The sequence below is a fragment of the Aeromonas sp. QDB17 genome (assembly GCF_027705305.1).
Classification (GTDB): domain Bacteria; phylum Pseudomonadota; class Gammaproteobacteria; order Enterobacterales; family Aeromonadaceae; genus Aeromonas; species Aeromonas caviae.
On the sequence record NZ_JAPDBP010000002.1, the window covers coordinates 360,766 to 374,208 of the forward strand.

Genomic DNA, 13,443 nt, shown 5'->3' on the forward strand with positions numbered 1-13,443 from the left:
ACAACACCCACTCTGTTAAAAACCACCTCCCATTGCCACCACCAGAAAACATCAAGCCAGCATATTCAGCCAAAAAAAGAGCCGGCATTCGCCGGCTCTTTGCATCATCTCACCCCATCAGGGGTGCTGGATGATCAGGCTGTGCTGATCCAGCATGGATTGCAGGATGTCGTGAGAGGAGGAGCCGCTCAGGTTCCAGCCACTCAGATCCACGTCCTTCAGGGTGATCTGCTGGGTGACATTGCCATCCCCCGCCGGGGAGACCGACAGGCTCACGTCACTCAGGCCGTTGCCGGTGCTGGTCACCGATGCCTGGAGATGACCCAGCAGGCCATCCACGCTGTTGTCGGTCACCCCCTTGAGCAGGTCCGCCAGATCGATCCTGTCCCCCTCCTGGGGACGGAAGTCGGTGATGGTGTCTATCGCCGGAGAGGCCGTCGTCCCCTCGTCACCACTGCCCCACACGAAGAGATCGCTGCCAGCGCCGCCGGTCAGGATGTCGTTGCCCTGACCGCCCCGCAGCACATCATCCCCCATGCCACCCAGGAGGCGATCATTGCCGGAGGAGCCGAACAGCCAGTCCCCCTGATCCGAGCCCAGCAGATCGTGGCCGCTCTCGCTGTGGATGGTGATGGTCTCCGTGGCCGAGCTCAGGGTGCTGCCACCCAGGCTGGATTCGGCAGTCAGGGTGAGGGCATGATCCCCCGCCGGCAGATCCTTGAGGTAGATGGGCACGGACTGGTCCATCGGCAGCAACCAGTCATTGCCATCCGCGTGGCCGACGCTCTGGCCGTGCTCGTCCACCACCTGGGCGCTGCCGAGGTTCTGGATCCGCACCGACAGCTCACCCGGGGCCGGATTGACCACGCTGGCGCTGAGGTTGAGCGGCACCCAGGCCCCTTGCAACGCAAGGATATCGTGGGTGCCGACCCCCAGTTGGGGATCGTCCGGCTCGGCCGTCACCTGGATGGCAATCTGGGCGCTGTCGGTCAGGACGCCACCGGCACCGGTATTGCCCTGATCCGAGGTGGTGATGCTCAGGTTGTCCTGACCCCAGAAGTCCCTGGCTGGCTCGTAGTGCAGGTTGCCTGCCAGCAGGCCGTTGAGATCATCAAGCGACCCGACCAGGGTCACCACGCTGGTCCCCGCCCCCTGCACCGAGACGGCGCCTGCCGCCCCCAGCAGGGTCAGCATACCGTGCTCCACCCGCAGCACCATGGAGATGGGCGCACTGCCCGCATCCACGTCCTTCACGCTGATCCCGGTGAGCGACAGGGAGCCATCCTCTTTCACCTGCAATGAGCCCGGCACCTGGGTGACAGGGGCATCATTGACCGGCTCGACCTCGATGGGCAGCACGTCGGTGTCGCTCAGGGCGCCACCGCTGCCGGTGTTGCCAAGATCATTGGTCACCATGGTCAGGGCATCCTGGCCATTGAAGTCCTGCTCGCCCTGATAGGTCACGCCCCCTGCGAGCAAGGCATTGATGGCATCCTGGGAACCGCTCAGCACCAGGGTGTTGCTGCCGCTGCCGCTCACCGTCACGCCACTGCCCGCCGCCAGTTCCAGGGTGCCGTGCAGCACGGAGAGGGTGACAGAGAGGGGGCTGTTGCCCGCATCCACATCGCTCACCTGCAGCCCGTGAATGGTGAAGGGCTGATCTTCCTGCGCCACCTGGGGCGTCGTCGGCAGCTGGTTGACGGGAGCATCGTTGACCGGTTGTACCTGGATGGGCAGCACATCGGTGTCACTCAGGGCGCCACCGCTGCCGGTATTGCCCCGATCGTCCGTCACCATAGTCAAGGCGTCATTGCCATGGAAGTCCGGGTCGCCCTGATAGGTGACGCCGCCCGAGAGCAGGGCATTGAGATCCGCCAGGGTGCCGGTCAGCACCACATCGCCGGTGCCATTGCCGGTCAGGGTCACACCGCTCCCGGCCGGCAGGGTCAGGGTGCCGTGCTCCACTGAGAGGCGCACTTCCATGATGCCGTTGCCCGCATCCACGTCCTTGACCTGCAGACCCTGGATGACGAACGGCTCGTCCTCCTGGGCCACCTGGGGATCATCGGGCAGCACGTTGACGGGGGCGTCGTTGACCGGGCTCACATCGAGATGGATGGTGCCGTTCACTTCCGGGCCGAGGGCGCCGTTGTCCAGGCTCTGGGCCGTCACCTTGATCGCCATGGCGCCGTTGGCGTCATGGGTCACGAGATCCACCGCGTCGAGCTTGCCGCCATCCGTGGTGACCTGCCAGCGACCACCCCCGAGATCCACCACGGTACCGCTCACGCCGCTCGGCAGGCGGATTTCTGCCCCGTCCGGCACCCCTTCCAGGGTGACGCGCACCTGCTCGGGTCCGTTCTCGTGCACATTGCCGGCATTGCCGCCGGTGGCATGGGTATCCCGGGTCTCCACCCCCAGGTTCAGGGTGATCACATCCCCTTCGGTGCCGCTCGCCTGCTCCTGCATGTCGGTGATGACCGCATCCCCCACCGGATTGACGGTGACAGTGAAGCCCGCACTGGTTTCAAGGGGCAGGGTCAGCCCCTTGTCCAGGGTGAAGGCGCTCAGGGTCAGATCCACGGTGCCGCTGAAGTCCGCAGGCGGGATCAGGGTCAACTTGGAGAAGTCGGTGCCCACAGGCACCTGCCACACCCCGCCGCCGTTGTTGACCGCCGGGGCGGACAGGGTGAAGCCATCCGGTACCCCCTTGATCTGCAGCCCGACGATCTGCTCGGAGCCATCGTTGTCGATGAGGCTGGCCCCCAGCCCCCCCAGGCTCACGCTGCCATCTTCCTGGCCCGTGACGTTCTGGACCGTGAGGTTGGCCGGATCGTTCACCGGCAGCACCTCGAAGCTCACGTTGCCGCTCCAGCTCCCCCGATCCGTGCCCGTGGTGGCGGTATCGAGAATATCCACCGTCACCGCCAGCGGCACCTTGCCGCTGAAGTGCTCCTTGGGCACGAACACCAGATCCTTGAGGTCCGCCGGGTCGTTCACCGTGAGGGTGGAGACCGGCTGGCCGTTCTTGTCGAGGAAGTGACCATATTGGGGATCCACGGTCACGACCACCCGCTCCACGGTCTCGAGACCGCCATCGGCCACCGAGGGGCTGATGTCAGCGAGCTTGACCGAGAGATCGAGGTGGATCTCGGTGTCTTCCAGGTTGTCAGGCTGGCCGTCGCCGTTTACGTCCTTCACGTTCAGTTGCAGCTCGGGCAGGCCATCCGCCCCGCCGTTGATGTCCACTTCCGGGGTGATGGAGAGGGTGACGTCCTTCTCCACCATCTTGGTGTCACCGCTCACGGTGTCGGTGTTGACCAGGCGCACATTGAAGTGCAGACCGTCACCGGCATAGTCTTGCGGCAGGGTCAGGGTCAGGCGGTCGAGATCATCGAGGCCGCCCGGCAGCTTGATGAGGTACTCGCCATTGACGAAGTCGAAGGTGAGCCCCTGTACGTTGACGCCCGGGGGGAGACCTGTGATGACGATGCTGAGCTCGTCATCCCCGCTGTCCGCCGTGCCCAGGATCACCATCTGCTTGAGCTGGCTGCCGAAGTTGACGCCGTGATCCTCCACCCCGGTGATGGGGGCGCTGTTGTCAAAATCGACATCGGCGGCCACTTGACCCGAGTGGGTCGCACCATGGAAGTCGGCACTGGCGGTGATCTCCCGATAGGCCGGGGCGCTCACATCCCCCTCGTTGTTGTCGCCAAGGTCGATCACCCTGGCGCTCACCTTGAAGGTGACGGTGCCGGTGAAGCCATCCGGCGAGCGCAAGGCGTAGCTACCGAGGGCGTCATGGGGCACGGTCCAGTTGCCCTGGCCATCGTTGATCCCCCCCACCACCACGAAGCCGGGGGGCAGATCGCTGATCACCAGGTAGTCGATGACCTCATCGCTGCTGGGGTCCAGATCCTCGAACACGAAGACGCCGTCCAGCGGGATGTCGTGCCCGTCCGGGCTCTCCAGCTGACCGGTCTGCACCAGGTTGCCATCGGGCTCCACCACCGCCTGGATATCCACATGCAGGGTGCCGTCGATCACCTTCTGGGCAGTGGCGCTGGAGTCCACGTCCACTTGTGTCACCGTGACATGGCTCTGGAGGGTGGTGTCCCTGTCGCTGTCCTCGGGCCCTCTCACCAGCAGCTGGCCACCGCCGAGCAGGCTCTGCAGCTCGGCGTCGCTCAACTCCACGGCGCCGCCGCTCACGGTCAGCTGGGTCTCGACCCCGCCCACGCGGATCCAGACTTCATACCCGGGCTCGATACCGGAGAGGCTGAGGTGCGTCACCTTCTCGGCGCCGTCGGTCAGGTCAGGCTGCCAGTCGAGGACGGTGAACTGATCCTCCAGGCCATGGCTGGTCTTGGCATAGTCGGTGGCGTCGATGGCCGGCTCCACCTTGATGGTGAGGGGCACGTCGAAGCTCTTGTGATCGCCGTCGTTCTCGGTCACCACCACGTGACCGACCAGGTGCAGATCGGCGGTGCTGTTGGGGGGCGGCTGGATCTGCAGGTTGCCGAGGCTGGTCACATCCACCTGATAGAGAGGATTGCCCTTGCCATCGAGCCCGGCGAAGGTCAGGGTCAGCTCCTTGCCACTGCCGTCGAATACCTTGGCCCCTTCCGGCAGCCCTTCCAGCACCAGGTTGAGGGTTTCCGAGTGATCGAGCGGGGTATCCGTCCACTCCCCCGAGGTGAGCTTGAAGTCCAGCGGCGCCCGGCCATCCTCCTGGATGGTGATGCTGTAGCCGTTGCCATCCTGGGTCCAGTCGGTGGTATTGAGATCGAAATGGGGTTCATCCACTACCCCCACCAGATCAACGTGCAGGCTCTGGCTGCCGGTCTCCTTCTCGTTCACCACGGTGTGGGTCTGGCCGCTGGCATCGGTCAGGATGGCGGTGTCCTTCACCACCCCCTTGATGGTGAGATCGAAATCGACGTTGCTGTTTTTGGGCGGCAGCAGCTTGAGGTCATTGATGCGGTCATAGGGCACCTCGTAGTAGCCGTTGGCATCCAGAGTGACCGCCACCCCGCCAAGCAGCAGGGTGGCACCGGCGGGCAGGCCGCTGATGCGCACGAACAGCTGCTCGGAGCCATCCGTGGTGTCTCCCAGATGGGCGAGCCCAATCTTGCTGCCCAGATCGATCAGGGTATCTTCCTTGCCCTGGATCTCGCGCACCGTCAGCTTGGCGTCGTCCGCCAGCGGGTTTACGTTGACAATCACCTCTAGCGGATCGCCGAGGGCCGTCTCCTTGCCGGTCACCACCGGGGTCTTCTCCGTGCTCACCGGGGTCACAATGAGCTTGATGTCACCGCTGTAGTCCTTGCCGGGCACCACGGTCACCTTGTTGATGTCGCCACCGGCCACCGTATAGAGGCCGTTCGCCCCCGGAGTGAGCACCTTGCCATTCAGGGTCAGCGTGCCCTGGCCGGAGGCCCACTCTATCTGGTAGCTCAGGGTCTCGGAGCCGTCCGTATCGGTGAGGCCCGCCTTGACGTTGAGGGCGATGCCGCTGCTGTCCTCGTCCGCGGTGTAGTGCTGGTGCGTGCTGCCCGCATCCCACAGGGGTTTGTCGGCAATGCCCTGCACCGTGATGTCCAGATTGCCGGTCAGCACCGGGGGCTTGCTCCCCTCGGTGACGCCTACCTGCAACTGCACCGGGAAGCGCAGCGGAGCACCTCCGTTGTTGTAGCTCGAGTAGTCGTGGTTCGGCACAAAGGTGACACCGGTGAGCTGGAACTTGTCATCGGTGTTGGCCACCGCCACCATGGCCGCGGGCGGCACCTCATACCAGGTCTTGCCCCCCTGGGTGATGGTGGTCAGTGCGACGCCGTTGAAATAGAAGGTGCCCTGGGCGTTGGCTGGCGCCTGGATAAGCAACTGCTCCACATGCTCGCCCCGATCGAAATCCCCCACATCCAGGTTCATGGTGATGGGGATCCCCTGGCCCGGATCGCTCGCCCCCGCATCCTCCTGGCCGGTGACGGCGCTCACGGTGAGCTTGCCCGCCTCGTCCCGGATGGTCAGGGTCAGAAGACCGTCGTCGGTATCTCCGTCGCCATCCACCAGGTGGAAGCCTATCTGCTGTACCAGAGTGCTGTTGCTGTGATCGATGCCCGATTTGGCGGTGAAGCTGTAGTCACCCTCGGCATTGATCACCAGGGTGCCGATGATCTGCCCCGTGCCGTCTGTCACCGAGATGGTGGTATTGCCCGTGGCGGCGATGGGGTGCTCGGTGCCATTGATGGTGACCGATTTCACCACCGCATCATCCGCCCCCTCGCTGGCAGTGGCCAGCAGATCGCCGGTCACTTTCGCCCCTTCATTCAGGGTCTTGCTCGCGTCCACGGCCACGGGTACGTCATCCTGCACGCTCACATGGCCGATCACTTCGGTACTCAGATCCCCGTCACTGTCCCGTGCCTGCAACGGCAGCTGGATATCCAGCAGATCCTTGCCCTGGACGCTGTGATCCAGGTTGCCGGTCAGCTCGAAGGTGTAGCGGCCGGACGCATCCAGGGTCAGCTTGAAGATGAGCTTGCCTGCGCTGTCCTTGCCAAGGTAGACACCCGGCTGGCTGTCTGCCCCTATGGTGACCGCCTTGCCCCCCGACGTCAGGGTATTGAGGGCGTTGAAGCGGGCTACATCCAGTTGCAGGGAAACCACCCGGTCACTCCCGGCGGCGATCGTCACCTGGCCGATGGCAACCTCTCCCGTGCCTGACGGGCTGGTGCCCCCATGCTGGCCACTGCCCCCGTTGAGGTCCGACTCCTTGACGGTCACCCCCTCGATGGCGGTGATCACGGGATCCGCCGCATCGGTGATCACCGCCGTGGTGCTGCCGATGATCTCCGAGCCATCGCTGTCGGTCACCTTCACCGGCAGGCTCAGGTTGAGCTTGTCACCCGCCCCGTGATCCAGGTTGGTGTGCACCTTCACCTGGTAGTCCAGGGTCGCCTGGGTGTGAGCTTCGATGCGCCCCGGCACGCTCGGCAGGGTCACCGTCAGCACCAGGGTGCCGCTCGCGGTCAGAGCCTGGAAGCCGTGGCCGTTGCTGCCCGGCACCTCCTGCCAGGTGAGCGTCTCGCCGTTGTGGGTGATGGCCTTGCCGCTCGTATCCAGCACCTGACCACTCAGGGTCAGCCGCACGTCCACCACGGGATCGGAATCCGCGGTGATGGTGAGGGTGCCGCTGGCCTGCTGGTCGTCCGCCGTCTGGTTGTTCGCTGCCCCGTCGAAGCGCCCTTCGCTCAGGGTCACGCCGGTCAGGCTGAGGGTCGGCTTGTCCCCTTCCGCCACACTGATGTTGAGGGTGCCCGTGGTGCTGTCGTTGTTGCCGCTACCCTTGTCGCTATCGACGATGTTGAGCTTGAACGGCAGGTCGGTCGCAGTGCCACCGCTCTGGTGAACCCCCTGATAGAGGGTCACCTTGTAGTCAAAGCCGTTGCTGGCGGCGTTGTCCAGCTTGCCCACCAGTTCGACCTGAAGCACCTCGACACGCTGGCCATTGACTTCCACATAGCCTTTCAGCACCTGGTTGCCCGGGATGCTGGCATCGCCGTCCACCAGTTCGTATTTGACGCTCTGGCCCAACGCAGTCAGGGCCGGCTGCTGAGCGATGTCGGCAAACGACACCTCGCTCACCCGATCCGAGCCCGCCTCGATCTGGAAGTGGCCGGTGCCGGTCAGGGTGTTGTGGCCGTCGAGGTGGCGCTCATCCAAGCTCACCCCGCTACCCGCCACGAAGTGCGGCGCAAGACCGTCCTTGACGGTAAGCGGCAACTGGGTGGAAACCCGGTCACCGTCTTTGTCCGTGAGGGTGATGGCGAGCGGCAGGTCAAGGGATTCGCTGCCCTGGTGATCCAGCTCGCCGCTCAAGGTCACCTTGGCGGTGACGCTCCAGTCGCCGTTGCTCTCCACCAGATCCAGCTCGGCGCGCAGCACCTCGCGACCGTCGGCGCTGGTGCCCACCAGTTCGCCGTTGGTGTCCAGAGTGAAGGTGACCGGACTGCCGTGGCTGCTGAATTTGCCATGCAGACTGCTCTGGATGGCCGCGATATCGAACTTCAGGCTGCTCGCATCGAGCGCGTCCGAGCCGTGGCTCACGGTGAAGCTCATATGGCCCACCACGGCGGCAGCGCCCTGGTTGGCCTCGGTCAGGCTGGTGCCGGTCACGGCGCTGATCACCGGGTCGGCACCATCGCCGATGGCAACGCTCAAGGTGGAGGAAACGGTGTCGCCGTCGCTGTCGGTCAAGGTGAAGCCCGCCTGGAGCAGGCTGCTCGCAGCCCCCTGATCCAGCGGCTGGTTCAGGGTGAAGACGTAGTGACCCCCTTGATCCAGGGTCAGGGTAAAGACGTTCTGGCCGTTGACGCTGCCGCTGATGCCGTTGCCACTGATGCTGATGACCACGGGCTGGCCGCCGCTGGTAAGCCCCTGCAGGCCAGGCTGGCTGGCATCGAAGCCGATATGGGCCAAAGGATCCGTGCCGGCGGTGATATTGAGATCCCCACTGAGGGTCTGGGCCGCGCTCCAGTCGCTGTCTTCCACCAGGGTGAGGGAGACGGGATCGACCTGGGGCAAGGCGCCGTCGGTGATGGCGATATTGAGGGTGCCGAGGTTGCTCTGGTCACCGTCGAAATCGGTGCCCTGCACCTGCAGCCCCAGGTTGACGCTGTCGGTATTGACCGGCTGATCCAGCACGCCGTCGAGCACCACCTGGTACTTGCCATCCAGCCCCAGGGTCACGGTCAGAATGGTCTTGCCGCCCGCATCCAGCAGGGTGATGACGTTGCCGTTGACCTGATAGTGGGTCGGCTGGCCGCCGCTGGTGAGGCCATTCAGGCCGGGCTGGTTCGCCTCGAAGTTGAGCGACACCAGGCGATCGCTGCCCACATTGACCGGCAGCTGGCCATCTAGGGTCTGGCCAGAGGCCCCTTCCTGCAAGGTGACCCCGCTGTCGATGCCAAGATGAGGATCCGCCGCATCGGTGATCACCGCCGTGGTGCTGCCGGTGATCACACTGCCATCGCTGTCGGTCACCTTGACTGGCAGGCTCAGGTTGAGCTTGTCGTCGGCTCCGTGATCCAGGTTGGTGTGTACCGTCACCTGGTAATCGAGGGTTGCCTGGGTGTGGGCTTCGATGCGCCCCGGCACGCTCGGCAGGGTCACCGTCAGCACCAGGGTGCCGCTCGCAGTCACTGCCTGGAAGCTGTGGCCGTTGCTGCCCGCCACCTCTTGCCAGGTGAGGGTCTCACCGTTGTGGGTGATGGCCTTGCCACTCCCATCCACGACTTGGCCCGAGAGGGTCAGCCGCACGTCCACCACGGGATCGGAGTCCGCCGTGATGGTCAGGGTGCCGGTGGCATGCTGATCATCGCTAGTCTGGTTGTTGGCGGCGCCATCGAAGCGCCCCTCGCTCAGGGTCACGCCGGTCAGGGTGAGGGTCGGTTTGTCCCCTTCCGAAATGCGGATGGTGAGGGTACCCGTGGTGCTGTCGTTGTTGCCGCTGCCCTTGTCGCTGTCGACGATGTTGAGCTTGAACGGCAGGTCGGTGGCGTTGCCACCGCTCTGGTGAACCCCCTCGAAAAGGGTCACCTTGTAGTCAAAACCGTTGCTGGCGGCGTTGTCCAGCTTGCCCACCAGTTCGACCTGAAGCACCTCGACGCGCTGGCCATTGACTTCCACATAGCCCTTCAGCACCTGGTTGCCCGGGATGCTGGCATCGCCGTCTACCAGCTCGTATTTGACGCTCTGGCCCAGGGCGGTCAGGGCCGGCTGCTCGCTGATGTCGGCAAACGACACCTCGCTCACCCGATCCGAGCCCGCATTGACCTGGAAGTGGCCGGTGCCGGTCAGGGTGTTGTGGCCGTCGAGCCCACGCTCATCCAGGCTCACCCCGCTGCCCGCCACGAAGTGCGGCGCATGGCCGTCCTTGATGGTGAGCGGCAAGTCGGTGGAGACCCTGTCTCCGTCCTTGTCGGTCAGGGTGACGGTGAGCGGCAGGTCGAGGGATTCGCTGCCCTGGTGATCCAGCTCGGCCCCCAGGGTCACCTTGGCGGTGACGCTCCAGTTGCCGTTGCTCTCCACCAAATCCAGCTCGACCCGCAGCACCTCGCGGCCGTCCGCGCTGGTCCCCACCAGCTCGCCGCTGGCATCCAGGGTGAAGGTCACCGGGCGGCCATGGCTGCTGTACTTGCCATCCAGGCTCTGCTGAATGGCGGCGATATCGAATTTGAGGCTGCTCGTGTCGAGCGCATCAGCCCCGTGGCTCACGGTGAAGCTCATGGAGCCCACCACCGCGCCGTCCCCCTGGTTCGCCTCCGTCATCTCGGTGCCGGTCACGGCGCTGATGACCGGATTGGCACCATCGCCGATGGCCACGCTCAGGGTGGAGGAGACTTTATCTCCGTCACTGTCCGTGAGGGTAAAGCCCGCCTTGAGCAGACTGTCTGCGCTCCCCTGATCCAGCGGCTGGTTCAGGGTGAAGACGTAGTGACCGTTCTGATCCAGCGTCAACGTGAAGACGTTCTGGCCGTTGACGGCGCCGCTGATGCTGTTGCCGCTGATGGTGATGACCACGGGCTGGCCGCCGCTGGTGAGCCCTTGCAGGCCGGGCTGGCTGGCATCGAATGCGATGTTGACCAGGGGATCGGTCCCGGCGGTGATGGCCAGATCCCCGGTGAGGGTCTGGGCTGCGCTCCAGTCGCTGTCCTCCACCAGGGTGAGGGAGATGGGGTCGACCTGGGGCAGCACGCCGTCGGTGATATGGATATTGAGGGTGCCAAGGTTGCTCTTGTCCCCGTCAAAATCGGTGCCTTGCACCTGCAACCCCAGGTTGACGCTGTTGGTGCTGACCGGTTGATCCAGCACGCCGTCGAGCGCCACCTGGTACTTGCCATCCAGCCCCAGGGTCACGGTCAGAATGGTCTTGCCGCCCGCATCCAGCAGGGTGATGACATTTCCGTTGACCTGATAGTGAGTCGGCTGGCCGCCGCTGGTGAGGCCATTCAGGCCGGGCTGGCTCGCCTCGAAGTTGAGCGACACCAGGCGATCGCTGCCCACGCTCACCGGCAACTGGCCATCCAGGGTCTGGCCCGAGGTCCCTTCCTGCAAGGTGACCCCGCTGTCGATGCCAAGGTGAGGATCGGCGGCATCGGTCACATGGATGACGGTATCGCCCTTGCTGACGGTGCCATCGCTGTCCGTCACCTGCATGCCAACACGAATATCGAGCCTGTCGTTCGCACCGTGATCCAGGTTGGTGTGAGTCACCACCTGATAATCGAAATCCACCTTGGTGTGCGCCGCGACGCTATCGGGCACATTGGGCAGGGTCACGCTCAGCACCAGGGTGCCGCTCGCAGTCACTGCCTGGAAGCTGTGGCCGTTGCTGCCAGGCACCTCCTGCCAAGTGAGGGTCTCGCCATTGTGAGTGACGGGATTGCCGTTGATGTCCATGACCTGACCGCTCAGGACCAGGCGCACATCGACGATGGGGTCGGAGTAGGCCTGTACCGTCACCTTGCTCGTGATGAGCTGATCGTCGGCGGTCGCACCATTGGCGGCGCCATCGAAACGCCCCTCGCTCAAGGTCACGCTGTCGATGGTCACCCCGTTGACGATCGGCCTGGCACCCTCGCTGATGGTGATGTCCAGAGTGCCCGTGGTGCTGTCGTTGTTGCCGCCCCCCTTGTCGCTGTCGATGATGTCGAGTTTGAGGGGCAGACTCGTCTTTCCGTCCCCGCCGCTCTGGTGAACCCCCTCGAACAGGGTCACCTTGTAGTCAAAGCCGTTGCTGGCGGCGTTGTCCAGCTTGCCCACCAGTTCGACCTGAAGCACCTCGACACGCTGGCCATTGATTTCTACGTAGCCCTTCAGCACCTGGTTGCCCGGGATGCTGGCATCGCCGTCCACCAGTTCGTATTTCACCTGCTGACCCAGTGCCATCAGAGGGGGCTGGGAAGCCGGATCGGCGAACGAGACCTGACTCACCCGATCCGACCCCGCCTCCAGGGTAAAGTGTCCCGTTTCCGTCAGGGTGTTACTGCCATCGAGGCTGCTCTCGTTCAGATCTACCCCGCTGCCCGCCACGAAGTGCGGTGCATGGCCATCCTTGATGGTGAGCGGCAAGTCGGTGGAGACCCTGTCTCCGTCCTTGTCGGTCAGGGTGACGGTGAGCGGCAGGTCGAGGGATTCGCTGCCCTGGTGATCCAGCTCGGCCCCCAGGGTCACCTTGGCGGTGACGCTCCAGTTGCCGTTGTTCTCAACGAGGCTCAGCTCGGCCCGCAGCACTTCGCGGCCGTCCGCGCTGGTCCCCACCAGCTCGCCGCTGGCATCCAGGGTGAAGGTGACCGGGCTGCCGTGGCTGCTGTACTTACCATCCAGGCTGCCTTGAATGGCTGCGATATCGAACTTGAGGCTATCGGGCGCCAAGGCATCGGAACCGTGGTTGACTGTGAAGCTCATGGCGCTCACCACGGCGCCGTCCCCCTGGTTCGCCTCCGTCATCTCGGTGCCGGTCACGGCGCTGATGACCGGATTGGCCCCGTCGCCGATGACCACGCTCAGGGTGGAGGAGACTTTATCTCCGTCACTGTCGGTCAGGGTAAAGCCCGCCTTGAGCAGACTGTCTGCACTCCCCTGATCCAGCGGCTGGTTCAGGGTGAAGACGTAGTGACCGTTCTGATCCAGCGTCAACGTGAAGACGTTCTGGCCGTTGACGGCGCCGCTAATGCTGTTGCTGCTGACACTGATGACCACAGGCTGGCCGCCGCTGGTGAGCCCCTGCAGGCCAGGCTGGCTGGCATCGAATGCGATGTTGACCAGGGGATCGGCCCCGGCGGTGATGACCAGATCCCCGGTGAGGGTCTGGGCCGCGCCCCAGTCGCTGTCCTCCACCAGGGTGAGGGAGACGGGGTCGACCTGGGGCAGCACGCCGTCGGTGATATGAATATTGAGGGTGCCAAGGTTGCTCTTGTCCCCGTCAAAGTCGGTGCCTTGCACCTGCAGCCCCAGGTTGACGCTGTTGGTGCTGACCGGTTGATCCAGCACGCCGTCGAGCACCACCTGGTACTTGCCATCCAGCCCCAGGGTCACGGTCAGAATGGTCTTGCCGCCCGCATCCAGCAGGGTGATGACGTTGCCGTTGACTTGATAGTGGGTCGGCTGGCCGCCGCTGGTGAGGCCATTCAGGCCGGGCTGGTTCGCCTCGAAGTTGAGCGACACGAGGCGATCACTGCCCACATTGACCGGCAGCTGGCCATCCAGGGTCTGGCCAGAGGCCCCTTCCTGCAAGGTGACCCCGCTGTCGATGCCAAGGCGGGGATCCACACCGTCGCTGATGGAGACAACCAGATCGGCGCCTTAACCATCCCCTCGTATGAGCGAGGCGTGGCGCGGCTTCTGAGGTATGATCGCCATCCTTGACCAGCTAATACC

At 64.4% G+C, this 13,443-nt stretch carries 1 protein-coding gene; it reads right to left on the bottom strand.

What is annotated here, in order from left to right; translation table 11 throughout:
• Positions 1 to 117: 117 nt before the first annotated feature.
• Positions 118 to 13,335, bottom strand: a complete 13,218-nt coding sequence (locus OKC41_RS03415; protein ID WP_270671749.1) for a type I secretion C-terminal target domain-containing protein — start codon at positions 13,333 to 13,335, stop codon at positions 118 to 120.
• Positions 13,336 to 13,443: the final 108 nt, after the last annotated feature.